General features: G+C 66.4%; 25 protein-coding genes. 9 read left to right on the forward strand and 16 right to left on the reverse strand.

Annotated features, from left to right (window positions below):
- Window position 1 precedes the first annotated feature (1 nt).
- Complete coding sequence (locus JW792_RS10975; protein ID WP_135995803.1) at window positions 2–1,075, forward strand: 5-(carboxyamino)imidazole ribonucleotide synthase; 1,074 nt, start codon at window positions 2–4, stop codon at window positions 1,073–1,075.
- On the opposite strand, the gene JW792_RS10980 is transcribed toward JW792_RS10975, so the two are convergent.
- From JW792_RS10980 to JW792_RS10995, 4 genes are all read right to left on the reverse strand, one after another.
- On the reverse strand, window positions 1,072–2,151 hold the full coding sequence (locus JW792_RS10980; RefSeq protein ID WP_135995802.1) for a DUF2855 family protein: 1,080 nt from the start codon (window positions 2,149–2,151) through the stop codon (window positions 1,072–1,074). The genes JW792_RS10975 and JW792_RS10980 overlap by 4 nt on opposite strands.
- Before the next feature lie 57 nt (window positions 2,152–2,208).
- Window positions 2,209–3,717: a flavin-containing monooxygenase gene (locus JW792_RS10985; RefSeq protein WP_135995801.1), complete on the reverse strand. Its 1,509-nt coding sequence runs from the start codon at window positions 3,715–3,717 to the stop codon at window positions 2,209–2,211.
- Window positions 3,718–3,875: 158 nt separating this feature from the next.
- Window positions 3,876–5,579 carry a carboxylesterase/lipase family protein gene (locus JW792_RS10990; protein ID WP_135995800.1) on the reverse strand — a complete coding sequence of 568 codons (1,704 nt, stop codon included), beginning with the start codon at window positions 5,577–5,579 and terminating at the stop codon, window positions 3,876–3,878.
- Window positions 5,580–5,699: 120 nt separating this feature from the next.
- Window positions 5,700–7,949: a M3 family metallopeptidase gene (locus tag JW792_RS10995; protein WP_135995799.1), complete on the reverse strand. Its 2,250-nt coding sequence runs from the start codon at window positions 7,947–7,949 to the stop codon at window positions 5,700–5,702.
- Window positions 7,950–8,237: 288 nt separating this feature from the next.
- Between JW792_RS10995 and JW792_RS11000 the strand changes: the two genes are divergently transcribed.
- The gene (locus tag JW792_RS11000; protein WP_135995798.1) at window positions 8,238–8,690 is read left to right on the forward strand and encodes a hypothetical protein; all 453 of its coding nucleotides are present in this window, start codon (window positions 8,238–8,240) and stop codon (window positions 8,688–8,690) included.
- A gap of 280 nt (window positions 8,691–8,970) precedes the next feature.
- Here the strand turns inward: JW792_RS11000 and JW792_RS11005 are convergent, their stop codons facing one another.
- The 4 genes from JW792_RS11005 to JW792_RS11020 all read right to left on the reverse strand — a co-directional run bounded on the left by JW792_RS11005 (window position 8,971) and on the right by JW792_RS11020 (window position 11,204).
- Window positions 8,971–9,666, reverse strand: coding sequence for an LEM-3-like GIY-YIG domain-containing protein (locus JW792_RS11005; RefSeq protein WP_135995797.1), 696 nt, complete (start codon window positions 9,664–9,666; stop codon window positions 8,971–8,973).
- 208 nt (window positions 9,667–9,874) lie between these two features.
- Window positions 9,875–10,090 (reverse strand): superinfection immunity protein, encoded by a 216-nt coding sequence (locus tag JW792_RS17085; protein ID WP_135995796.1) that lies wholly within the window; start codon window positions 10,088–10,090, stop codon window positions 9,875–9,877.
- A complete protein-coding gene (locus JW792_RS11015) occupies window positions 10,090–10,311 on the reverse strand; it encodes a TM2 domain-containing protein (protein WP_135995795.1) in 222 nt (73 codons plus the stop codon). Before JW792_RS11015 ends, JW792_RS17085 begins: the two co-directional genes overlap by 1 nt.
- Window positions 10,312–10,841: 530 nt before the next feature.
- Window positions 10,842–11,204 carry a DUF6471 domain-containing protein gene (locus tag JW792_RS11020; RefSeq protein WP_135995794.1) on the reverse strand — a complete coding sequence of 121 codons (363 nt, stop codon included), beginning with the start codon at window positions 11,202–11,204 and terminating at the stop codon, window positions 10,842–10,844.
- 99 nt (window positions 11,205–11,303) lie between these two features.
- Here JW792_RS11020 and JW792_RS11025 point away from each other — a divergent pair, with 99 nt between their 5' ends.
- The 3 genes from JW792_RS11025 to proS all read left to right on the forward strand — a co-directional run bounded on the left by JW792_RS11025 (window position 11,304) and on the right by proS (window position 14,552).
- Window positions 11,304–12,263 carry an IS1595 family transposase gene (locus JW792_RS11025; RefSeq protein WP_135995793.1) on the forward strand — a complete coding sequence of 320 codons (960 nt, stop codon included), beginning with the start codon at window positions 11,304–11,306 and terminating at the stop codon, window positions 12,261–12,263.
- The gene (locus tag JW792_RS11030) at window positions 12,264–12,803 is read left to right on the forward strand and encodes a GIY-YIG nuclease family protein (RefSeq protein WP_135995792.1); all 540 of its coding nucleotides are present in this window, start codon (window positions 12,264–12,266) and stop codon (window positions 12,801–12,803) included.
- Window positions 12,804–12,977: 174 nt separating this feature from the next.
- Window positions 12,978–14,552 carry a proline--tRNA ligase gene (gene proS, locus JW792_RS11035; protein WP_192900970.1) on the forward strand — a complete coding sequence of 525 codons (1,575 nt, stop codon included), beginning with the start codon at window positions 12,978–12,980 and terminating at the stop codon, window positions 14,550–14,552.
- Window positions 14,553–14,622: 70 nt separating this feature from the next.
- Here proS and JW792_RS11040 read toward each other — a convergent pair whose 3' ends face one another.
- The 4 genes from JW792_RS11040 to JW792_RS11055 all read right to left on the reverse strand — a co-directional run bounded on the left by JW792_RS11040 (window position 14,623) and on the right by JW792_RS11055 (window position 17,391).
- Window positions 14,623–15,843 carry an alkaline phosphatase D family protein gene (locus JW792_RS11040; RefSeq protein ID WP_135995790.1) on the reverse strand — a complete coding sequence of 407 codons (1,221 nt, stop codon included), beginning with the start codon at window positions 15,841–15,843 and terminating at the stop codon, window positions 14,623–14,625.
- 74 nt (window positions 15,844–15,917) lie between these two features.
- Window positions 15,918–16,763 carry a DUF1036 domain-containing protein gene (locus JW792_RS11045; protein ID WP_135995789.1) on the reverse strand — a complete coding sequence of 282 codons (846 nt, stop codon included), beginning with the start codon at window positions 16,761–16,763 and terminating at the stop codon, window positions 15,918–15,920.
- Between the two features lie 80 nt (window positions 16,764–16,843).
- The gene (locus tag JW792_RS11050; protein WP_135995788.1) at window positions 16,844–17,239 is read right to left on the reverse strand and encodes a DUF2306 domain-containing protein; all 396 of its coding nucleotides are present in this window, start codon (window positions 17,237–17,239) and stop codon (window positions 16,844–16,846) included.
- Window positions 17,236–17,391, reverse strand: a complete 156-nt coding sequence (locus tag JW792_RS11055; protein WP_158291592.1) for a hypothetical protein — start codon at window positions 17,389–17,391, stop codon at window positions 17,236–17,238. Before JW792_RS11055 ends, JW792_RS11050 begins: the two co-directional genes overlap by 4 nt.
- Window positions 17,392–17,551: 160 nt before the next feature.
- Here JW792_RS11055 and JW792_RS11060 point away from each other — a divergent pair, with 160 nt between their 5' ends.
- Window positions 17,552–18,301, forward strand: coding sequence for a LytTR family DNA-binding domain-containing protein (locus tag JW792_RS11060; protein WP_206340783.1), 750 nt, complete (start codon window positions 17,552–17,554; stop codon window positions 18,299–18,301).
- Here JW792_RS11060 and JW792_RS11065 read toward each other — a convergent pair.
- Window positions 18,298–18,843: a GNAT family N-acetyltransferase gene (locus tag JW792_RS11065; protein ID WP_135995787.1), complete on the reverse strand. Its 546-nt coding sequence runs from the start codon at window positions 18,841–18,843 to the stop codon at window positions 18,298–18,300. The genes JW792_RS11060 and JW792_RS11065 overlap by 4 nt on opposite strands.
- 191 nt (window positions 18,844–19,034) lie before the next feature.
- Between JW792_RS11065 and JW792_RS11070 the strand changes: the two genes are divergently transcribed.
- Window positions 19,035–19,532, forward strand: coding sequence for a TspO/MBR family protein (locus tag JW792_RS11070; protein WP_135995786.1), 498 nt, complete (start codon window positions 19,035–19,037; stop codon window positions 19,530–19,532).
- Here JW792_RS11070 and JW792_RS11075 read toward each other — a convergent pair.
- The gene (locus JW792_RS11075; protein ID WP_135995785.1) at window positions 19,522–19,824 is read right to left on the reverse strand and encodes a hypothetical protein; all 303 of its coding nucleotides are present in this window, start codon (window positions 19,822–19,824) and stop codon (window positions 19,522–19,524) included. The two genes, JW792_RS11070 and JW792_RS11075, sit on opposite strands and share 11 nt — an antisense overlap.
- Window positions 19,825–20,078: 254 nt before the next feature.
- Between JW792_RS11075 and JW792_RS11080 the strand changes: the two genes are divergently transcribed.
- Window positions 20,079–20,291, forward strand: a complete 213-nt coding sequence (locus JW792_RS11080) for a cold-shock protein (protein WP_135995784.1) — start codon at window positions 20,079–20,081, stop codon at window positions 20,289–20,291.
- Between the two features lie 96 nt (window positions 20,292–20,387).
- Here the strand turns inward: JW792_RS11080 and JW792_RS11085 are convergent, their stop codons facing one another.
- Both JW792_RS11085 and JW792_RS11090 read right to left on the reverse strand, forming a co-directional pair.
- On the reverse strand, window positions 20,388–21,521 hold the full coding sequence (locus JW792_RS11085; protein WP_135995783.1) for a serine hydrolase domain-containing protein: 1,134 nt from the start codon (window positions 21,519–21,521) through the stop codon (window positions 20,388–20,390).
- Window positions 21,522–21,561: 40 nt separating this feature from the next.
- A complete protein-coding gene (locus JW792_RS11090) occupies window positions 21,562–23,130 on the reverse strand; it encodes a PfkB family carbohydrate kinase (protein ID WP_135995782.1) in 1,569 nt (522 codons plus the stop codon).
- A 24-nt stretch (window positions 23,131–23,154) separates the two neighbouring features.
- Here JW792_RS11090 and JW792_RS11095 point away from each other — a divergent pair, with 24 nt between their 5' ends.
- Complete coding sequence (locus tag JW792_RS11095; RefSeq protein ID WP_135995781.1) at window positions 23,155–24,030, forward strand: HpcH/HpaI aldolase/citrate lyase family protein; 876 nt, start codon at window positions 23,155–23,157, stop codon at window positions 24,028–24,030.
- The last annotated feature ends 1 nt before the right edge of the window (window position 24,031 follow it).

Below are 24,031 nucleotides of genomic sequence, written 5' to 3' on the forward strand. Positions count from 1 at the left end.
CATGACCGACATGCTGCAGCCCGGCGCCCGCATCGGCATACTCGGCGGGGGCCAGCTCGGCCGCATGCTGGCCATGGCCGCCGCGCGCCTCGGCTTCGACGCGGTGATCTACACCCCCGACGAGGACAGCCCGGCGAGCCGCGTGGCGGCCGAAACCGTCGTCGCCCCCTACGAGGACCTCGAGGCGGTGCGCCGCTTCGCGCAGCGCGTCGACGTCGTCACCTACGAGTTCGAGAACGTGCCGGTGGAAACCGCCCACGCGGCGGCCGCACACGCGCCCGTGCGGCCCGATCCCAAGGCGCTCGAGGTCGCGCAGGACCGCTGCGTGGAGAAGGAGTTCGTCAACGCCAACGGCGCGGCGACCGTGCCCTGGCGCGCGGTCGGGAGCCGCGAGACGCTCGGCGAGGCGCTCGACTATATCGGCACGCCCGCCATCCTGAAGACGCGCCGCTTCGGCTATGACGGCAAGGGTCAGGCCGCGCTGAAATCGCGCGACGACGCGCAGGCCGCCTTCGAGGCGATCGGCGCCCGGCCGGCGATCCTGGAAGGCTTCGCCCAGTTCACCCGCGAGCTGTCCATCCTCGCCGCGCGCGGGCTCAATGGCGAGATCCGCGCCTATCCCCTCAGCGAGAACCGCCATGGCGGGGGAATCCTGAAGGAGACCGAGGCCCCGGCCGAGGCCGACGAGGTGACCCGGAGCCAGGCTTTCGCGCTCGCCACGAACCTGCTCGAGGCGCTCGACTATATCGGCCTTCTCGCCGTCGAGCTGTTCGATCTCGGCGACGGCCGCCTCCTGGTCAACGAGATCGCCCCGCGCGTGCACAATACCGGTCACTGGACGATGGATGCGTGCCTGTGCGACCAGTTCGAGCAGCACATCCGCGCCATCGCCGGCTGGCCGCTCGGCGATCCCGAAGCGCTCGCCCCGGCGCGCATGATCAACCTGATCGGCGAGGATGCCCTGGGGTGGAGGAACTGGCTCAACGCCGAGGGCGCGGTGCTGCACCTCTACGGCAAGCGCGAGGTGCGCGAGGGCCGCAAGATGGGCCACGTCAACATCGTCGAACGGGGCTAGGCGAGCTCCACCGTCAGCGCCTTTCGCGCGGGCACCGTGTTGGCCACCAGGGCCCGGTAGGCCTCCAGCGTGCCCTGCGGGCCCCGCTTCGCCTCGAACTCGAACAGGGACGGGCCGGCCTCGGCGAAGGCGAGCCAGGCCTCGCCGTAGCGCCGCGCGAACTCGGCCGCGCCCCACTCGGAAATCCGGTTGCGCGCATGGTCGGGCGCGAAGAAGAAGACCGGCTTCGGGCCCGGCATCGCGCCCGGCGGGGCGGCCCGCTCCCAGTGGGCACCCCCTACGCGGATATTGCCCGCCAGCGCATCGCCCAGCGCGGTGTGGATCGTGCGATTGAGCGCGCCGTCGCCGGCGAAATCGACGATCAGGCGCCTGGGATCGGGACCCATCCTGCCGGCGTCCTCATACAGCGTCACGACATCGTAGAAGCCGAGCGCGTTCACGAAGGCCGCATTTCCCGGCGAGGTCAGCGCCTCGACCGCGACGCCCGGCACGGGCCGGCGCGAGAGCGCGAACGCTAGCGCGATCGCGGTCTTGCTGGACGCGCTGGTCAGCGTCACCTGGCGCGCGCCGGAAAACCCGGTCTCGCGCAGGTGGAGATCGATCAGGAAGGCCGTGACGAAGAGCGGCTGCAGCACCATCTGCGCGGCTTCGAGGGCGGGGCGATAACCCGCATCGCCGGTACAGCGCACATAGCGGTTATACGCGCCGGGCAGGGCGGCGCGGTGAGCGCTGGCGTCGAGGAACTGGCCGGCATCGACCCTCGCCGGCTCCACGATCAGCGTGCTGCCGGCCGGGAAATAGCCGTAGATGCGCTCGCCGGGCTCGAGCCCCTCGCTCCGGCTTTCCGCGACCTCGGCGAAACCCCAGACCGGCAGGCGTCCGCGCCCGTCCGCGCCGGGAAAGAAGGACCAGTAGCCCATCGCCTCGCCGAACACCGCGTAGGTGACGTTGTTGGCCGTCAGCGCGAAGCGCTTCACCGCCAGGCGCGCCTCGCCGGGGGCGAGCTCGCGCGCCGTCTCCTCGACGATCTGCGCACTGGAGATGTCGGTCTTCTCGATGGCCAGCGCCCAGCTCATGATGCGTCCTTCTATCGGATTGCCGCCGGGCAGGCGGCGGCCCGTCCCATGGCCGGCCTATTCCGCGGCCTCGGCGACCGCGGGCCGGGCACCGGCCTCCGCCTTCGCGGTCTCGAAGCGCATATGGCCGTCCTCGAGCGGGCCGAAGCGGATGGTGAGCATGTCCATCAGATAGTTCTGGTAGGTCTTCCAGGGCGCCTTCGTGCCCTGCCTGGGCAGGGTGTGGATGGCGCGCCGCACATAGCCGGATGAGAAGTCGAGCAGGTCCTGCGTCTCCAGGCCTTCCGGCGGCACCGGGACGCAGTAGTCATAGCCCTTCTCGTCCATGTGGTTCAGCAGCCGGCAGATGCGCTCGTGGGTGAGGTCGATCTTCAGCGTCCAGCTGGCATTGGTGTAACCGAAAGCCAGGGCGCAATTGGGCACGCCCGACAGCATCATGCCGCGATAGGTGACGTGCTCCGACGGATCGACCGTGTCGCCGTCGACGACGAGCTCGATGCCGCCCCCGACCATCATGTCCAGACCCGTGGCCGGGATGATGAGATCGGCGTCGAGATGCTCGCCCGATTTCAGCCGGATGCCGCTTTGGTCGAAGCGCTCGATATGGTCGGTGTGGATACTCGCCGTGCCGCTGCGCAGCGCGGCGAAGAAGTCCCCGTCGGGAGCCAGGCAGAAGCGCTGGTCCCACGGATTGTAGGACGGGGAGAAGTGTTTCTCGACGTCGAACTCCGGCCCCAGCTCCTCGCGCACCTTCTTCAGCACGCCCTTCTTCACGAAGCCGGGAAACCTGCGGGCGAGATTGAAGAAGAACATGCCCAGCCCGATGAGCTTCGCGCGGATCAGCACATAGGCCAGGCGCCTGGGCAAATACTTGCGCATCCAGTCGGCCATCGCGTCGCGCGAGGGCCGGTTGGCGATGTAGGTCGGCGAGCGCTGCAGCATGGCGACATGGCCGGCGGTTTGCGCCATGGCGGGCACCAGGGTGACCGCCGTCGCGCCCGAGCCGATGATCACGACCCGCTTGCCGGCATAGTCGTAGCTTTCGTCCCAGAGCTGGGGATGGATGATGTCGCCCTCGAAGCTCTCCATGCCGGGAAAGTCGGGCATGTAGCCGCGCTCGTAGCGGTAATAGCCCGAGCACAGGATCAGGAAGTTGGCGCTGAAGCGCTTCCGCTCGCGAGTCTCCCCGACTTCGGCCTCCACCGTCCAGCGGGCGGTCTCGCTGTTCCACTCGGCCCGCACCACGCGGGTGTCGAAGCGGATCTTCTCCATGATCCCGGCTTCGTTGGCCGTGTCGGTGATGTACTGCTTGATGCTCGGCCCGTCGGCGAAGACCTTGCCGCCCATCCAGGGGCGGAAGTTGAAGCCGAAGGTGAACATGTCGCTGTCCGAACGGATGCCGGGATAGCGGAACAGATCCCACGTCCCGCCCACGTCCGCGCGCGCTTCCAGGATCTGGTAGCTCTTGCCCGGCGCGCGCTGCTGCAGGTGATAGGCCGCGCCGATCCCGGAAATGCCCGCCCCGACGATGAGAACGTCGGTCTCCGCCTCGATCGGTGTGCTCATGTCCATCGCCTGCGCTCCTCACGGCCCTTGCGACATCAGGGTCGCACAGAAGTGAACAATGTTCAAAAATTTTCGGCAAGGGACGGGCGACACGCCGCCCCCGCCGGAAGGCGGGAAGCCGCCGCGGCGCGGGCATCGCGCATAGGGCGGGATTCAGCCTAGCACCCCGCCCGTTCGCGCACCCGGTCAGCCGCCGGACGGTTCCATAGCTCGATCCGCGCCACGATGGCGCAGCGCTGGTCCGGCGTGAGACGCGGGTCGGCGGCGAGATCGTCGGCGAGGCCCTGGAAAGTCGCCACGCCCTCGACGATCTCGAGCCCGCCGGCCTCCGGCGAATCGAAGCGCATCAGCCTCCCGCCCGCGGTCCAGCGCGGCCACTCGGGAAAGCTGCCGCCGCCGGTATCCGGATCACCGGTGCGCGCGAACTCGGCCCAGTAGGCGCCCATGGCGGCGGCAAGCCGCTCGCGGCCCTCCCGGTTGGCGCGGTTGAACAGCACCGAGTCCAGCCGGCCAAAGAACTCGAACCGGTTGAACACGAAGGGAATTTCCACCGCGTGCGCGGCCCCGACGAGACGGCCGAGGTCCATGAACAGGACGCGCCCGCCCTCGTCCCAGTCGAAGCGATAGGCCCAGACATCCTCGTGGCCGGTCTCCACGAGGCTCTGCGCCATGCGGTCGACCGCGTTGATGCGCCAGACGCGGGACTGGTACTCGGCCAGCGCGTCGTAGAAGTCGGGATCGCGTGCGGTGTAGAGCACGCCGAACCAGGAGCGCACCAGCTCGGGATCGAGGAAGTTGAAGAGCTTCATCTCCTCCAGATTGGTGCCCGTGACGACCGGCACGCCACTGAACCAGTCCGGATCGGTCAGCCCGTCGCGGATGCCCTGCGGCGGCAGGGTGACGCCGTCGGCGATCATGCGCGGCAGTTCCACGCCGAAGGAAAAGCCCTCGTGATAGGTCTCGAAGATCGCGTCCAGCGAGGCGGCGCGCAGGGCCCCGGCGTCCTGCGATCCGGCGAACTCGGCGGCGGCCTCGCGGGCCGGGTTGATCACGTCGCCGGCCCCGTGCTCGGCGGCCTCGAGCGGCACGGCGTCGAGCCCGCCGCTCTGCAGGATGGCGCGGTGGAACAGGCCCCTGGCAGGCGGGCTGACGAGCAGGCCGGCCACGTCATAGGCCCCGGCGCTCTCCCCGAAGATCGTCACCCTGGAGGCATCCCCGCCGAAGGCCGCGATGTTGCCGCGCACCCATTCAAGCGCCGCGGTCTGGTCGAGCAGGGCGAAGTTCGCCGCGCGGTCGAGATCGGTCTGCGCGCTCTCGCGGATCGCCTCATGGGCAAAGAAGCCCAGGGGCCCGAGCCGATACTGGATCACCACCACGACGACGCCCTGGTCGGTGGCCAGCCGGGATCCGTCATACTGGCCGGCATAGCCCCACACGTTCGAGCCGCCATGGATCCACACCATGACGGGAAGATCGCTGCCCTCGCCCGCGCCGGCGGGCGCGTAGATGTCGAGATAGAGGCAGTCTTCCGAGCCGACGAGCAGGCCGGTTTCGATCCCCTGTGCCTGGTCGAGCGGGGTGGTCATCTGGGCGCAGCGACCGGAGGAAGCCAGTGCTGCGAGGCGGCCGTCGAAGGCCGGCGCGGGGCGCGGCGCGCGCCAGCGCAGATCGCCGACCGGGGCCTGCGCGAACGGGATGCCCCGCCAGACCTGGGCCCCGGTCGCCTCGTCGGTGAAGCCCACCAGCTCACCCTGTGCGATCGTGCGGGCGGTCGCCTCTTCCGGAGAGGGCGGGGACGGCGCGTCCTCGCCGCCGCAGGCCGCAACGGCCAGCGAGAAGATCGAGATCAGGACACCGCGCATGGACACCTCCCCCGTGAACGCCGTTCACAAGGTTAGGCGGGGTCCGGCGGTGGGGGCAATGGCGAAAAGGAAAACCCCGGCCGGTCGGGCCGGGGTTTTCCGCAGAGGGTGGAGTCCGACCTACTCCTGCCCGCCTTCCAGCTCTTCCGGCACCGGGAAGCCGCGATCGCGCATCAGGGGCGCGATGTCGGCGTCGCGGCCGCGGAACTGGCGGTAGGCCTCGGCCGGGTCGATGGAGTTTCTCGGGGCGAACAGGGTCTCGACCATGCGCTGGGCGAGCTCGGCGTCGTAGAAGCCGCCGGGCGCCTCGTCGAAGGCCTCGGCCGCGTCCGAGGTCAGCACGTCGGCCCACATGTATCCGTAATAGCCGGCCGAATAGCCCTCGCCGGAGAAGATGTGGCCGAAATGCGGGGAGCGGTGACGCATGACGAGTTCGTCCGGCATGCCAAGCTCGTCGAGCACGCGCTGCTCGAATTCGTCCGGGTCGATGCCGGCCGGATCGACCGTGTGGTAGTACATGTCCACCAGCGCCGAGGCGAGATACTCGGTCGTGGCGAAGCCCTGGTTGAAGGTCGAGGCGGCCTGCAGGCGCGCGACGAGATCGTCGGGCATCGGCTCGCCGGTCTCGACGTGGCGCAGATAGGTGTCGATCACCGGATCGGTGAGCAGCCAGCGTTCGAGCAGCTGGGACTGGAACTCGGTATAGTCGCGCACCCCGCCGTTGAGCGTGGGATAGGCCACGTTCGAGGCGAGCGCGTGCAGGGCGTGGCCCATCTCGTGGAAGAAGGTCTCCGCATCGTCGAAGGAGATCAGCACCGGCTCGCCGGGCGCGCCCTTGATGAAGTTGGAATTGTTCGAGGTGAGCGGGGTTTCCTCGCCCTGGAAGGTGGTGTGGCCGCGATAGCTCGTCGCCCACGCGCCCGAGCGCTTGCCCGGCCGCGCGAAGGGATCGAGATACCACAGGCCGACGAAGTCGCCGCTCGCCCGGTCGGTGACTTCCCAGACGCGCACGTCCTCATGGAAGACCGGCACCGAGCCGTCGGTGATCTCGGAAAAGGCGAAGCCGAACAGCTCGCCGGAGACGTAGAACATCGCCTCGCGCAGGTTATCGAGCTGGAAGTACTGCTTCACCTCCTCGGAATTGAGGTCGTACTCGCGCTGGCGGACCTTCTCCATGTAGTAGCGGTAGTCCCAGGGCGCGATCTCGAAATCCCCGCCTTCCTCGGCGACGATCTCCTGCATCTGGGCGACCTCTTCCTCGACGCGCGCGATGGCGGCCGGCCAGACGGCCTCCATGAGGTCCATGGCGCGTTCCGGGGTCCCGGCCATGCGGTTCTCCAGGCGCCACTGGGCGTAGTTGTCGTAGCCCAGCAGCCCGACGCGCTCGTCGCGCAGCTGCAGGATCTCCGCGATGATGGCGTTGTTGTCGAACTCGTCGGCATTGTCGCCGCGCGAATAGTAGGTCTCCCAGACCTGGCGGCGCAGCTCGCGCTCGTCGGAATAGGTCAGGAAGGGATCCATCGAGGAGCGGGTATTCAGAACCGCATACTCGCCCTCGCGCCCGCGCTCGGCGGCGGCCGCGGCGGCGGCGTCGACGAAGGATTGCGGCAGGCCGGAGAGCTGGTCCTCGGTGAGCCAGGTGACGTAGTTCTCCTCGTCGGCCAGCACGTTGTTGGAGAACTGCGTGTGCAGCTGCGACAGGCGGCGCTCGATCTCGGCATAGCGCTCGGCCGCCTCGCCCTCCAGCGTCGCGCCGTCGCGCGCGAAGCCGTCATAGACCAGCTCGACGAGGCGGCGCTGATCGGGGCGCAGGCTGTCCATCTCGGCCGAATTGTAGACCGCCTCGACGCGCGCGAAGAGATCCTTGTTCTGCGTGATCGCGGTGAAGTGCTCGGTGAGGCGGGGCGCCATCTCGCGCTGGATCTCGCGGAACTCCGGCGAGGACAGGTTGGACGACCAGATGCCCCAATAGGTGAAGACCCGGCCCAGCGTGTCGCCGGCCGCTTCCATCGCGACGATGGTGTTCTCGAAGGTCGGCGCCGCCTCGTTGTTCGCGATCGCCTCGATCTCGGCCATGTTCTGCGCCATGCCGACCTCGAGGGCCGGTTTCAGATACTGCAGGTCCATCGCGTCGAAGGCCGGCACCCCGCCATAGGGCCCGCCCCACTCGGCGAGCAGCGGATTGGTCTCCGGCGTGGTGTACTCGCCCTCGACGCTCACGTTCGCCGCCGCCTCGTGCACGAAGGCGAAGGGCGAGGCGGTCTCGGCACCCTGTTCGCTCTGCGCGGTTTCGGTCTGTCGTGCCTGATCGCCCGGCGCGCACGCGGCGAGCGCGGCGAGGCTGGCAGTCGTGATCAGCAGGTGGCGCATGAGCGGCCTCTCCCCTTCTTGTCCCGGTTGTTCGACTGGGCGCAGACGCTAGCGCCCGGCCCGGCGCGTGTCACATGAAGAAATCACAAGGAAGGCGGCGGGCGCGCCGTGCTGCAGGCGGGCGCGCGCCCGGCGGTGTTATGTAGGAGTCGCACCCTTTCTACGTGATGCCCGCAACTCTTATGGCGCCATCGCGATTTCAAAATTGCATCGGATGCCTGGGCGAGCTATGGTCTTTGGATGGCAAGAAACCCAATCATCGCATCGCTTGAGAAGAAGTACGCCCGATTGAAGGGCCTGGCGTCGGCTATAGAGAAAGAAGCTGAAGACGCGGTCGGCGCCGAGCTGCTGGACAAGATTCAAGAGATCTGCAACCGCCAGCGCAAAATCTGGGCATCCATGAAGGAGATCGAATCCACGATACGCAAGCACTACGATCCGAATTGGTCGGGCGAGCGGGTCCGCGGCATTCGGCCGGTCAAGGCGGGGCTTCCCGCTGGGTCGATCAGCAAGGCGGCCCTAAAGGCGCTGCGAGACGCAAAGGAACCTCAGACGACGAAGCAAATCATGGAGCAGGTGAAAGAGAAGCTTCGTTCCGACGGTTTCAACGTTGACGATCGAGTCTCCCTTCGAAACAGCATTCACGCTGCGTTTCTCAAGCGTGCAGGCGAGAACGTAATCCGTTACGATACATTCCCCGCTACGTGGGTCTACTGTTCGCGGGCGCGCCAGGCTCGATAGAAGGAGAAAAATTACCGGCGCACACCCCAGCCACTCGGTTTCAACTATCGAAGGGGGCCAACCATCGTTTTCAAGGTGGCAGGCGGGAACCCGGCACCTTTCAATCAGAAGAATCTTCGCCATCGACCGAATGATGCCAGTGACCTGAGCCCCGCGCTCCCAGAACTCATGAGACGGGATGTCACAGACACTGAAGATACTGATGATCAAATGATGCCTTAAGTCTAGCCGAGCGTTGGTCAGCTTTTCATTTGCTGGCTCACCGTTTAGTGTCGGCGACTCAATCAGAGAATCGTAGAGAGGACCGAGGAGAAAACCTCGTCAGAACCTCGCCGGTATCATCAACCACCGTCTTCAGAGCGATCCGCTTCTCAAGATCATTGTTCCGCCAAACCGCGGAAGGTCGCCATCGTTGGCGAATTTTACCACCTTCAGGATATTCGGTGTCGAATGTCGGCGTGGAAGACTTGTCCACAGTGAAAGCAAACCTTGCTAGCTGACGGTACACGGCCACAATATGGTCCACCCGCGAAGCCCGTTCGCTACTGATTGGCCAGTCACCGAGTGAATGGCGCTGAAGGAGCTCGGCGTTATCTGCGATCTCTGGGTATGTTCTATTCAAGCTGACAAATAGAATCGTTCCGTCGATCTCGTGCCGCCTCACCGGTTCGGCATAGCGAGAATTCACTTCGTCCGTTGTAAGCCAATAATCCTCATGGCAGTGGCCGCTAGCGATGTTTGTAAGTCCGGGCAGCAACTTAATCATCTGAGCTTCGATCCGAAGAGCTTCGCTCTCATTAAGCCCATGAATTACGATTTCAATAGCTGGGTCGCATCCGGCTGATGTTTGTATTTCACGGATCAGGTCGATCTTTGAGGTCGTTGCGTTTGGCTTCTGTTCTACAGCTCCCGCTGCATGGCTGTAGCAGCGGTCCCCCACCCCTTTACCGACGTAAAAAATTCGTCTTGGGTCCATTCGGTCTAATCTAGGATCACATAGCGTATAGACATAGTAGCGCAGCTGCTCGCGACTCTCAGGCGGAAATGACATAAACTAATTCCCTTAAAAGGAGAGGCTGCAGGGCGAGAGGCACGAATCTTGGGTGTAAATGACCTTCAGGTTGAAAAGTGGCTCTGCGCGAGCGGCGTGCGAGTTGGAAAGGCTTTACCTGCGAATTTCATTGTTACTTCGTTTCGCGATCAGGCTCTTGGACAACAATTATCTTCCTGTGCGTAGCCGTCGCCGACCAAATCAGCGCCCAAAGCCAACCTAATACCGTCCAACCAAGTATAAGATTCAAGAGGAAAATCGCGCCCGAACTCGGATGCTTGCGCGTAAGTGCCACGATCCAGGGAAGTAAGTAGAATGCTACCAAAATAGCAACTGCTGTCGCTTCCATCACAATTCTCCTTCATTCTTCTTCTTTACAATTCCTGGTATAAGAAAGAGGTCTGCCACCACCCAGAATATTCCCACGCCAAATAGGATCACCGTCACCAGCTGAATCCACCCCTTTTCCCTGAGATAAAACCGATGGGCCGCTAATACCCCTAGAAAAACCCATAGCAGATACGCAATTACCATCGACTTGCGTTTTGGCGATACCGTCTCGTCGGTCATGGTGTCCCCCCTTATGTCGTTTGTGAGCGATTTAATCATGCATTCAGAAGGGCGCCTCGCTTTGCGTCAAGCCCCCATTTACCAAATTTCTCCCAGAGCGAGAAGGCGCTAAGTCCTGTCGACGAAGTGGGCGTCCAACCTGATCGAAGCCGCCGAAGACCCGACCATAGCCGCCGAGATCACCGGCCCAGAAGCCTCCCACCTGTATTAGGTGTACGACGTCGTGACTAACGCGGTTGGGCTGCCTCCGCGCCCCCTGTTCGCCAATAGGGACTATTATAACAACCGTATCCGCACGTCGCTCGAAGCCACTGGCGCCGTACCCATGATTCCGGCCCGCCGGAACCAAGAATCCTGCCCAAATCTGCGACTTCTGTCTGTGCGCTGAGAAATCGCATCGAACGGTAATTCTGCAAACTGCGCTGTTCACGCCGCCTTGCGACCCGCTTCGACAGGACGTCTAACCGCGAGGTCGATCTCAGCCATCTCGTTTCGATCCGGCTCTGGTTCCGGCACTTCGTCAACTGGGTCTAGGTTTTTGACTTGCGATCTCGTTTGTCCATTTCCTCGACCTCTTCCTCGATAATCTCCCCCAGGGCCTCGCTAGGCGGCCCCCATTTTCGTGCCAAGCGCTTCATCGGCTTCTCATGCCCGAAGCCAGTATCTTCCAACATAGAAATACGGATGTGATCGACACCCAAGACCTCAAGGCACTGCATAAATAGCATCGCGCTAAATTTTCCGCGCCCAATCTTGTTTCTAAGATTGTTTTCTGTGTCTTCAACGCCTATTCGATTTAGGCGCTCAAGCAACTCTTTATAGGTAATCTGTTGCCGGGCCATCTCACCGCGAATAACGCCGCGTAGCCACTTGTATCCTGCTTCTTCGTCCATCCGAGTCTCCTTTGATCGCGCCATCATATTGGCACCGGCTTGACACCGCAATCCCCAATGATGTATGTCACTTCAGAGTGATGAACGACACGGGTAAAGATGGCGCAGCATTTCCTTCTCAGCGCGAAATTTCGCGACTTCTCTTGGCAGGGGCTTTACGACCTGACCGAGGAAGAGGCGTATCAAGAATTCTGCGCGATCAGGTTTGCTGAGAACGACGGCCATGCCTTCTGCCCTCATTGCGGGTGCTGCGACGCCTACGCATTAAAGACGCGGCGCGTCTTCAAATGCGGTGCATGCAAGAAGCAGTTCAGCGCGACCTCGAAGACGATCTTCGCTGATCGGAAGCTGCCGTTTAAAAAGCTTCTGATCGCCATCGCTCTCTTCGCCATGCCGAGCTGTGGCCTCAATACCGTGGATTTCTCCGCCGATCTCAACGTCCAATACAAGACGGCCTTCGTGCTCGCCCAGAAGCTTCGCGAGTTTATGCGCAAGCATAACGAGGGCCTCGAATTGGGAGGGGCGGTCGCTGTAGACGGTTCTCAGTGGGGTGGGTTCATTCGTCCCAAGAACGTTCGCAAGGAGCCTACCGACCATTTCAAAGTCCCTTATACCAACCCCAAGCGTGAGAAGTATGCGGTTGCTATCCGGGAAAAGCGGCAGAATGGGAAGGTGAAGGTATTCATCGGACATGAGCAGAAGATCGGCCCGCAAGTCGTCTACGCTACGATCTATGGCGGGACCGAGGTTCATACCGATGCGGGCGCCTGGTGGAATGATTTCGAGGTCGAGTACGATCATCATGTGATCAATCACCGTACCCAGTTCACCAGCCCGGAAGCGTGCACCAACACGGTCGAAAGCTTTTTCGCACACATGGAAAAGATTCAGCAGGAGTATGGCGCCATTGCCAAGCAGCAGTTCGAAGGCTTTGTCTTTGAGGGCGCGTGGCGATTAAACCATGCCAAGGCCACACGGAATGAACGCTTCCGTGGCTTGGTTGCGGCGGTGGCAATGAGTGGCGAGTCGAGGATGCGCGGCTATTGGGGGCGTTACTAGGTGGACGCCATCGAACTTGGAGGTTTCTGCGTTCAGCTGCGCACAGCGAGGAGCCTCTGCGAAGGTTCAGTGCAGGTACCAAACCGAGCTGGCGTCTATCTTATCGCGCTGAAGCTAAGCTCTCCGATCTTCCGGCTCTGTCCTCCCGTCGAAAATAAGCTGACGGCGAACGGACACAGTTTCGCGGTGATTTATGTCGGCGAGACCTGGGCCGTTAAAAATCGCCTGCGCGACCATCTCACTGGGGATTGGACGGTTTCGAACTTCCGGCACTCGGTTTTGGCGCTCACCGAAAGCCATACCGATGAAAACCAAAAAGCCCTCTGTGAAGAGTCGCTTAGCGAACACCTTCTGGCCGATGCAATCGTTGGCTTTTGCGAACCCGACTTTATCGGTCCGGCAGAACGTGCACTGATCCAGTCGCTCCAGCCCGCTTTCAACATCCGTGGATGCACTGACGCTGCGTGGAAAAAAAAGCTGCAGAAAGCGCGGAAAAATTTTCTGCAGTTCAGTTCCTCTGCCGATAATAGCCCGGCTTGAGGTAAAGCCGGAGCGCCCTAAGGCTCCGATATATCACTGTTTTTGAGAAACGTCACATCAAAGTGATTAAAATCATTTTCACGAGGTGCGACTCCTACATAACACCGCGCGCCCGGCGCAGACTTCCGTTGACATTTGCGTGCGGACAAGGTGGGTGGGCCAGCGGCACAGACGATGTCAGACTATGCCGTGTGTCAACGATCTTCCTCAAAAGGCGCAAGACCCGTGTCCCGTTCCGCTCTCGACGTCAGCCAGAAAGACGATTTTCCCGCCTGGTACCAGGCCGCCGTGCGCGAGGCCGATCTCGCCGAGGAATCCGGCGTGCGCGGCTGCATGATCATCAAGCCGTGGGGCAACGGGCTGTGGGAACGCATGAAGGCGATCCTCAACGCCGAGATCGAGGCGACAGGCCACGAGAACTGCTACTTCCCGGTCCTCATCCCGCTGAAGCATTTCGAGCAGGAGGCCCAGCACGTGGAGGGCTTCGCCAAGGAGATGGCGGTCGTCACCCATCACCGGCTGAAGGTGATCGACGGCAAGCTGCAGCCGGACCCGGAAGCCAGGCTCGAAGAGCCGCTGATCGTGCGCCCGACCTCGGAGACCATCATCGGCTCGGCGATGAGCCGCTGGGTGCGCTCCTACCGCGACCTGCCGCTCCTGTTGAACCAGTGGGCGAACGTGATGCGCTGGGAGATGCGCCCGCGCATGTTCCTGCGCACGAGCGAGTTCCTCTGGCAGGAAGGCCATACCGCCCATGTCGACGAGAAAGACGCGATGGAAGAGACCGAGCGCATGCTGGGCGTCTATCGCGACTTCGCGGTCGATGCGCTCGCCCTGCCCGTGGTCGACGGCAGGAAGCCCGAGCACGAGCGCTTCCCCGGCGCGGTGGAGACGCTGACCATCGAGGCCATGATGCGCGACGGCAAGGCGCTGCAGTCGGGCACCTCGCACTATCTCGGCACCAATTTCGCGCGCGCCCAGAACATCCAGTACCAGGACCAGCAGGGCGAGTGGAAGCACGCCCACACCACGAGCTGGGGCCTGTCGACGCGCATGATCGGCGCGGTCATCATGGCCCATGGCGACGATGACGGCCTGCGCCTGCCGCCGCGCGTCGCGCCGCAGCAGGTGGTGATCATCCCGATGCTCAAGGGCGCGCCGGAAGACGAGAAGATCGCCGACTACTGCGCCGAACTCGCCCGCTCCCTCGTCGGCCAGGAGGTGTTCGGCGAGGCGATCCGCGTGCGCGTCGATCTCGACCAGGACAAGCCGCAGAACAAGCGCTGGCGGTGGGTGAAGAAGGGCGCGCCGATCATCTGCGAGATCGGCCCGCGCGACGTGGAGAACGCCAAGGTCGCCTTCCTGCGCCGCGACACGCTGCGCACCGAAGAGGGCAAGATAAATTCCCATTTCGTCGAGCGCGTCGACTTCCCGGCCATGGCCGCGGAGATCCTCGCCGAGATCCAGACCGGGCTCTACGCGCGCGCCGACGCATTCCTCAAGGCGCACACCCACACCGTCGCCTCCTTCGAGGAAATGGTCGAGCTGTTCGGGTCGGGAGAGCCGGCCTGGGCGCGGGTGTCCTGGAGCCGGCCGACCGGCGCGGCGCTGGAGACGATCGTCAAGCGCCTGAAGGAGCACCAGCTGACCGTGCGCGTCGCCCCGTTCGACCAGGGCGAGATCGGTCAGACCTGCATCTTCACCGGCGAGACGGCGGTGGAGACGATCGTGGTGGCGAAGGCGTACTGAAAGCTCAGCGCCGCCAGGAAAACCCCTCCCTCCCCCCTTGATGGGGGAGGAGGGGATGATCGCCTGAGCCCTACTCCACCCCGATCTCGGCGAGCGGGACGGAGACGGCGCGCACCGCCTCGCCCTCGATGTCGCGGATGTCGAGCCCGAGCGTGCCGGCCTCCCAGTCGATGGCGATGACGCCGTAATTGACCAGCGCGTACATGTCCCCGATGCGGTGCGGGCCGGGCTCGTTGTTCTCGTCCTGGAAGCTCATGTTGAGCGAGGACGAGGTGATCTCGTAGAGCGGATAGTCCGCGACGTCCTCGCGCACATAGAGGCCGGCCGAGTGGCGGTCGCCGGAAACCAGCACGACGCCCTCCGCCCCGGTCTCGCGGATGAGACCGTAGAGCCGCTCGCGCTCGTGCGGCAGCATGCGCCAGGCCTCCCAGCCATGTCCGTCGGCATGGACCTGGATGGACGAGACGAGCAGGCGCAGGTCCGCGGGCTGCCGGAGCTGCTCCTCCAGCCAGGCCCACTGCTCCTCGCCGAGCATGGTCTGGCTTTCGTCCTCGCTCGGCAGGTAGCGCTCCTTGCCCGGCACGCCGCGCTCGTCGGTCGGGGTCAGCACGCCGCGGAACCAGCGCGTGTCGAGCAGGATGATCTGCACCCTGCGGCCTTCGGGCCCGAAGGTCTCGGCGGTGTAGATGCCCGCCCGGTCGCGGCGCGGATCGTCTTCCGGCACGCGCCAGAAATCCTCGAACAGCGTCTCGGCAAAGCCCTTGTAGGGGAAGACCGCACCGGCATCGTTGAGCCCGTAATCATGGTCGTCCCAGGTCGCGAGCATCGGGACTTCGCTGCGCAGGCGCTGGAATTCCGGGCGGGCGGCCAGAAGGTGATAGGCCTCGCGCAGCTCGACGAGATCGGGGTTCCAGCTATAGGCGTCGCCATAGACGTTGTCGCCGATATACATGAACAGGTCGGCATCCTCCTGCGCGACCACATCGAGGATCGGGATCTCGCGTTCGGAGGTGTTGCACGAGCCGAAGGCGATCTTCGTCAGCACCGCGTCGCGCGCCGGCAGGGGCGGGCCTTCCGGGGCGAGCGGGGGATCGTACTCGAGCTGGGCGTAGTAGGGCGCGAGGGCCTCCACCACGGTGCGGGGCGGGACCTGGGATCCGTCGATCGCGGCGGCGTTCAGGTCGGCCTCGGCGATCTCGCCGGCCGTGACGGTGTCCTCCTCGGGCAGCGGGGCGGGCTCGGCGCAGGCGGCCAGAGCGGCACAGGTGGCGAGAAGGACGAAACGGCGCATCAGGGCTCTCCTGAGTCTGTCGATGGACGTGTTCTAGCCGGGATAGCGCGGCGATGCGACAGGGGCGTGACGGCTCAGTTCACCGTCATGGTGAAGCGCGAGGTGCTCGGCCCGTAGTCGGCGCTTCGCAGGGCGAAGGCGCGCCGGTCCGGTCCGCACTGGCCGGCCAGGCGCGGCGTCACGCGTGAGTCCTCGGCCGCTTGCGGCGCGGCGCAGACAAGCGTCGCGGTCGTGCTCACCGGCATCGCGTCCTCTATGTTCATCGGCGTCACGACCTCGATCGTGGATGTCTGCGGATAGCCCCGGAACACGATCTCGCAGGCCTGCGCGGGGATGTCGGCCCAGCGCTCCACGCGGCGCTCCCCGGCCGCGAGCAGGCCCACGGCTACAGGCGCGGAGGTGACGTTGCAGATCTCCAGCTCGCGCACCGGCAGGGCGAAGCCGTCCGGTGCCACGGGGCTCTCGCGGCACAGACCCGCCTCGGCGGCGAAAGCCGCGCAGGAGACGGTGTAGGCGATCGTGTAGCGCCGGCCGGCGCGCGTCATCTCGACGCGGGCGTAATCGGCCTCGCGCCGGCTGCCGGCGCAGGGCGGGCGCGAAGCGACCGTCTCGTGACTGCCGGGCGCGACGCAGTAGCTGGTGCGGGAGGCCGCCTCCTGCGGGCCCGGCCAGGTCCAGGTGCCCGAGCGCGCATGGACATGGGCCGTGCCGCCGGCGGTCTCGCCGATGCGTCCCTCCAGGCACGCGCCCGGCTCCACGTTGAACCAGCCCTTCTGGATCGGCGAGCCCCCCGCCGAGGGCGCGACGATCGAGAAGCCGACGAGGATATGGGTCTCGTTGCACAGCCGCACCATGGCGTCGCCGGGCGGGTCGAGGTTGGGCTGCTGGAGGGCAAGGGCGAGAAGCAGGGGGGCGATCACGGGCGGTCCTGTTGCAAGCGCGCGGGCATCCGGCTCGGGAGCCTAGCGAGCGCGTGCACACCTGTCGCGCGAAATCTGCGCTATCCCCCGAACGCGACCTGCCACATGAGCCGCCCCGGTGCGAAGCTCAGCAGGCCGGGGATGATGAGGGCTCCCAGGAACAGGCCGAGCGCGCTCCAGCGATGCTTGGCCGTCAGCCCCCTGCGCGCCCGGACCGACAGCTCCACCACGCCGAACAGGGTGAGCGGCACGAAGATGTGGATGAGGCTGAAGGATCCCTCGTTGATCTGGCGGATGAAGAGGGCGGTGACGGCCACCGTCACCATCAGGGCCACGAAGACATAGCCGAGCGTCCTGTGCGGGATCGTGCCCTTCGGCGCGGTGAACTGCACGGTGCCGACGCCGAGCGCGGCGAGGGCGGACAGGGCGTGCAGCTGGATATGCCAGGGCGCCTGGAAGAAGAGTTCGAGATTCATCGCCCGGCCTCCGTCATCTCGACGCGGGCGGGCGGGCCGGAGAGGCTTGCCGCGGCGGCTTCGGCGACGACGCGCCATTCCTTCGGCGCAAACGCCGCGAAGGCGGCGAGCGCGAGGATCAGGGCGGCAAGCGTCTTCAGGCTGTTTCGCATGTCGGGTTCCTCCTTTCGCGGCGCATCGAGCCGCGTCCGGTGAGATGCCGCCACACGGCGCCCGCGAACAGCCGATTTGCGTCAGGGGACTGGACCTCGTCGCGAACGGCGGTAACCCTTCCGTTCGCGCTTCGCCAACGGAGGGTGCCGGGAAGACGCGATGAGAGTGCGCCGCCTGATCAAAGCCGCCGGCGAGCCGGCCCTCGCGGTGTTGGGGCTGGGTACCTTTCTGGCGATCCTGGGTCCCTACGATACCGGCGCGCTGGGCTGGCCGGCGGTCTGGATCTACTGGACGGGCCTCATGGCCCTCGGCGGGCTGTTCGGCTGGAATTCGGGCAATCTCATCGCCTGCTGGAAGCCGGACTGGCCGCTCTGGACGCATTACGCGCTCGCCGCGGTCGCGGTCTCCGTCCCGGTGACCGTCGCGGTGATGGCGATCAATGCCTGGTTCGACGGCCGGCTCGACTGGCGCGGCCTGCCGCTGACCTTCTTCTTCGTGCTCGTAATCTCCGCCTTCGCGACGGGTGTCGGCTATGTCACCGACCGGCTGCGCGCCCGCCCGCCGGCGGCCGGCCCCGGCGCCTCGCCGCGCGCCTCCCCGGCGCTGACCGACAAGCTGCCGCTCAATCTGCGCAACGCGCCGATCCTGGCGCTGCAGAGCGAGGATCATTACCTGCGCGTCCACACCGGGCGCGGCGATGCGCTGATCCTGATGCGCCTGTCGGACGCCATCGCGGCAGCCGAGGCGCTGGACGGGGCACAGACCCATCGCTCCTGGTGGGTCGCCAGGGACGCCGTGCGGCAGGTGAGGAAGGGCGACGGACGCGCCACGCTGACCCTCGAAGGCGGGATCGAGGCGCCGGTGAGCCGGACCTATTACCCGAAGCTGCGCGAGGCCGGCTGGTTCTAGGCGAAGCGCTTGCGGTTCTGCGCCCACTCCGCTTTAGTCTGGCCCCAGACGTCGACGATCATGCCGAAGCCGGCGACCTCCTCGTCGCGGCCGGTATCGCGCGAGCCGAGCTTGCGCGCGACAGCCTGGGAATTGACGTTCTCGGCGGCGATCAGGTGTATCACCTCGTCCCAGCCGAGCGTGTCGAAGGCAAAGTCCAGCGAGGCGGCGGCCGCTTCCGGCCCGTAGCCCCTGCCCCAGTGATCGCGCAGGATCGACCAGCCGACCTCGGGCTGGCTCCAGCCATGAGGATACCAGGGTCCGACCCGGCCGACCCAGGCGCCGGTCTCGCGCTCCTCGACGGTGAAGAAGCCGTAGCCTCGAAAATGCCAGTGACCGACCAGCGCGGCGAGACTGCGCCAGGTCATGGGGGCGCTCTGCACCCCGCCGATATGGCGGGCCGCGACCTCGTCGCTCATCAGCGAGACGAAATGGGGGAAGTCACGCTCCTCCGGCACGCGCAGGCGCAGCCGGGCGGTTTCGATGACGGGTCCGGAAATCATGGCAGTCGCGCGCTCCTCGGCCTGGCGAAGCGGGCCATAGCCCGGTGGCGCGGCCCCTGTCGAGTGACGAAGAATTCACGAAACCTCGCCGCGCGGCATTTGCACCCGGACACGCAGGCTGTCACACTTTCGCCCGCAGAGCCGTGGCAGACTCGCGAAACCATCGCCCGCCCGCTGACCATGAGAGACACTTGGCCGACCTGTTCCGCAAGCCCAGAGCCGGACCGATGCGCCTGCTGGCGTATCTCGTGGTCTTTCCCGGCCTGGCGCTGGCGCTGAACGCCTGGATCTTCACCACCGGCGCGGCCGAGTGGGCGGCGAGCCTGGACAATCCGGCCTGGGCGCCGGCCGGCCCTGTGATCGGCGCGGTCTGGATCGCGCTGTTCGCGCTGATGGCGGTGAGCCTCTGGCTCGTGGACCGGGCGGGCCATCTCGAGACGCGAAGTCCCGCCCAGGCCCTGATCCTCGCCCAGTACCTCGTCAATATCGCCTGGACCTGGCTGTATTTCGGCGAGCGCAGCGTGGCGAACGGCTTCTACGTCACCGTGGGGGCATTCGCGCTGTCGATCGCGGCCTTCGTCGCGATCTGGCGGGCCAACCGCAATGCCGCCCTGCTCTTCCTGCCGCTGGTGCTCTGGCTCGGCTTCGCGCTGGCGCTGAGCTATTCGATCTGGCAGCTCAATCCCTGAACCGGCGCCAGAGGAAGAGCGCGACGAGCAAGCCGGCGATCGCGAGCATGGCGAGTTCCAGGCGCGTCATCCCGAACAGGGCGGGCTCGAGCAGCGGGACGAGGCGCTCGAAACGGGCCGCGAGGCCGTCGCCCGCCTCCCCGCCGCGAAAGCCGACCGCAACCGCGACGAAGACCAGGATCGCTGCGCCGAAACCGGCGAGCTTGATCGCGCCCTCCACGCTCTCGGTGCGCGCATCGCGGGCCCGGCGGTCGCGCATGCGCCGGAGGCGCTCGCGGCTTCGCTGGCTCATGACCGGTCCTCCTCCTGCGGTCTCTCCCTGACGCATTTTGCTTGTCGGCAGGGCGGGTTTCGGGCATAGTCCGGCGCGTACGGGCGGCCGAGACTATAAGTTAGGCCCGGCGGAAATACTGGACTACACGAAGTGGCAGCACGCCAGCACCTTCAGCTTTCCCCGACATGCAAGTCCGTTCGCCGCGACCGGGACGCCGGGCGGTCTATTTGCTATGCGCCGGACGCGGCGTGACTGGGGAAAGGCTCCCGACAATGACTACCGGAACCGTGAAGTTCTTCAACACCCAGAAGGGCTTCGGCTTCATCACGCCGGACGACGGCGGCAAGGACGTCTTCGTTCACATCACCGCGGTCCAGTCCGCCGGCCTGCCGGGCCTGGCTGACGGCCAGCGCGTGTCCTTCGAAACCGAGCCGGACAAGCGCGGCAAGGGTCCGAAGGCCGTCAACCTGCAGCTGGCCGACTAAGCCTCGCATGCAGGACCGGATGGGCAGAGCCCGCCCCGGTCTGACGAAATCACGAAAAGGGCGCGGTCCCGCGAGGGAGCGCGCCTTTTTCATGTCCTAGAGGCAGCGGTACGCTGCCTCGATGAGGCGCATGGCGCGCGCGTCCCCGACCAGCACCTCGCGCTGGCGGTTCATCACGTAGGCGCCCGAGACACCGCGCACCGGATCGGCGAAGGCGCAGGAGCCGCCGAAGCCGTAATGGCCGACGGCCCTGGGCTCGGGCCCGTAATGGCCGCTGTCGCGGTTGATCATCACCCCGCAGCCATAGGCGAGATCGAAGGGCAGGACGCGGTCCTGGCCAGAGGTCTGTTCCTCCATCGCCCGCACGATCGTGCCCGGCGAGATGAAGTCCTCGCCCATCAGCTCTCCCCTGCTGGCGAACGCGCTCATCAGATTCGCCAGCGCCCCGGCGGTGCCGTGACCGTTGGCGGCGGGCAGCTCGGCCGAGCGCCAGGCGGCGGTGCCGCGCCGGCCGGGCGAGGACCAGGGCTTGAGGAAGGCGGCGGTCTTGGCCTCGTTGATCGATCCCAGACGCGGAGGCCTGGGCGGCAGGACGTGCTCGGCGGCGCGCTCGTGCTCGCTTTCCGGCACCCCGATCATGAAGTCGATGCCGCGCGGACCGGCGATGGTCTCCTTCAGGATCTCTCCCACCGAGCGGCCCTTCTCGTCCACCCGGCGCGCCACGGCGTCGGCGATCACGCCGAAGGTGATGGGGTGATAGCCCGAGCCCTCGCCCGGCTCCCAGAGCGGCTCCTGCGCGGCGACGCGTTTCTCCATGGTCTCGCGGTCGAACCAGTCGGCCGGGTCCATCTCGCTCGTGATGCCCGGCACGCCCGCCTGGTGGGAAAGCGCCTGCGCCAGCGTCACGCCGCCCTTGCCGTGCTGGCCGAAATCCTCCCACACCTCGGCGATCGGGGTGTGGTAGGCGATGCGGCCCCGATCGACGAGCCAGGCCATGACGAGCGCGGTGATCGCCTTGCCGGTGGAGAAAACCGGCACGATCGTGTCCGCACTCCATTCCCGGCTCTTCCTGCGATCCGCGAAGCCGGCATGGATGTCGACGAGGACCTCGCCGTCCTTCACCAGGGCGAAGTTCGCACCGAGCTCGTCGGTTTCCTCGAAATTCTTCGCGAACGCGTCGGCGACTGCGCCGAACCCGTCCGCGACCTCACCTTTGATGTCGATGCTCATGGGCCCGGAACTAGCCTCGCGCGCCGGGCGGCGCAAGCGCTCAGGCGAAAATCGCCATGCGCAAGCCTCTCGCGTCGCGTGGGGGATCTTCGGGCAGGCACAGGGCCCGGCCCTCCGCGATGCGCACCGCGCTCAGCGCACAGGCGCCCGCGTCGAGGAGATCGTCGGGCGCCACCTCCTTGCGCCGGAAGGGGTGCGGATCGAACAGGCCCGCGGGCAGGCCGTGCACGGCGAGCACGGCGAGGCGCTCGGCGCGCCCTTCGCGGGTGCGCTTGGCATGGGCCATGGGCGCGCCGGCAAGTTCGGCGAAGACGAGTTCGGGATGGACCTCGTGCACGCACCCCTCCAGCGCGGGGCCCATCGCGGCGTCGATCTCGGCCATCCTGCCCATGATGTTCCAGGTCTGCCTGGAAAGCCCCGGCCCGCCGGCGGCGCGGTTGAGCGCGAGCGCCTCCTCGTAGCTCGAGGCCGCCAGCGCCGGGCGCAGGGGCGAGGCGAAGACCGAGGCGCGCCGCGGCCCCAACCGCATCCGGGCGAGGCGCTCGCACGCCCGGCCACCCTTGCCGGAGGGCGCGTCCTCGAAGCCGATGGGCATGTCCACGGCAATGACGTGGGCGCGCTCGCCCGCCGCCAGTGCGGCGCGGAAGCTGTCGTGGACGACGAGGCGCGGCGGCTCGATGCCGTTGAGGTCGATGAGCACGCCGGCCCATCCGGCCGGGCAGCCGTCGAGCCCCATGACCCAGGCCGGCCTCTGCGCGCCGAGGCGTCTCAGGCTCACGGGCTCGAGAGCGTCCGCCTCGCTCGCGGCCAGCACCAGATCGCGCGCCCCGGCCTCCAGCGTCGCGCGGATCGCGGCGCGGGTGCGCTGCGTCGCGATGCGGGTGACCGCCTTGAGATCGGCGCCGTCCAGCGCCTCGGCGAGCGCCAGAGCGGCGAACAGGTCCCCGGTGCCGTGCGGTACGCGTTCGAGCCGCCCCGTCTCGGTGATCCAGGCCTCGCCGCCGGTCACGGCAAGCACGCCGAGCGCGCCCGGCGTGCCGGGGACGGAGGTCACGAGCGCGGGCACCGCGAGGCTGCGTACCGCCTCGGCGGCGTCCTGCGGCCCGGCGATCGCGCGTCCGGTCAGGAAGGAGAGTTCGTAGGCGTTCGGCGTGACGAGGTCGGCGCGCGGGACGAGCAGGCTCCTGACCGCCGCGGCAGTTTCGGCCTTCACGTAGAGCCCGTCGGCCGACCCGTCCGGCGTGCCGTCCCCGCAGATCGGGTCGACGAGGACGAAGACGCCCGGGTTCGCCGCGCGCGCTGCATCGACGAAGCTGGCCGCCGCCTCGACCTGGGCCGGGCTCGCGAAATAGCCCGTCAGGATCGCCGCCGCTCCGCCATGGGAGCCGTGCGCCACGAGCCCGTCGAGCGCGCCCTCGAACACCGCGTCCGGCACCGCGCCTCCGCCCGGCGCGCCATGGCCGGGGTGGCGCCCGAAGATCACCGTCGGGACATGCTCGGGCGTGCGGCCGCGACGCGCCAGCACGCTCGCGGCCACGCCCCCGCCGACGCGGCTTCCGGCCACGAGCGAGGTGAAGAGAATGACTGTACCGCCGGTGTGCAAGCTCATGATTGTCTTGTAATCAGTTTGGTCATGGCTGACGAGAATCGATCCCCCGCTCCGCACCGTTCCGTCCTGTTCGTGCCGGCCGACAAGCCGCGTGCCATCGAGAAGGCCGCGACGCTCGGCGCCGACGCGCTGATCCTCGATCTCGAGGATGCCGTCGCCGAGGACGCCAAGGCGCAGGCGCGCCAGTCCGCGCCCGCCGCGGTCGCGGCCTGGCGCGAGGCCGGCATGCGCACCCTGCTGCGCGTCAACGGCGTGCGCACCGACTTCTTCTCCGGGGACTGCGCGGTTGCGGCGAAGGCGAAGCCCGACGCCGTGGTCGTCGCCAAGGCGAACCGGGCCGAGACGCTCCTGAAGGTGCGCGCCGCCCTCGATGCCGCCGGCTATCAAGGCCCGGTCTGGGCGATGATCGAGACCCCGACCGCGATCCTGAACCTGCGCCTGATCGGGGAGATCGCCGCCGATGTCGGGTTGGAGGCCCTGCTTGCCGGCACGAACGACCTCGCCGCGATGCTGCGCTGCCGGCTGGACGAGGAGCGCCGCGCCCTGCGTCCCCATCTCGCCCAGATCGTGCTGGCCGCCCGCGCCTACGGCCTCATCGCGGTCGACGGCGTCTACAACGACTTCACCGACAGGGCCGGGTTCGAGTTCGAGGCCCGTGCCGGCAAGGCGCTCGGTTTCGACGGCAAGTCGCTGATCCACCCCTCCCAGGTCGAAGCGGCCAATCGCGCCTTCTCGCCGAGCAAGGACGAGGTCGACTGGGCCAGCAAGGTGGTCGCCGCCTTCGAGGACCCGGAACATGACGGGCGCGGAGCGATTGCCCTGGACGGCCGCATGGTCGAACGCCTGCATCTCGACGCCGCCCGGGCTATCCTCGCGATGGCGCAAGACAGGACGGAGTGAA

The sequence above is a fragment of the Marinicauda algicola genome (genome assembly GCF_017161425.1).
In the GTDB taxonomy this organism is placed as follows: domain Bacteria; phylum Pseudomonadota; class Alphaproteobacteria; order Caulobacterales; family Maricaulaceae; genus Marinicauda; species Marinicauda algicola.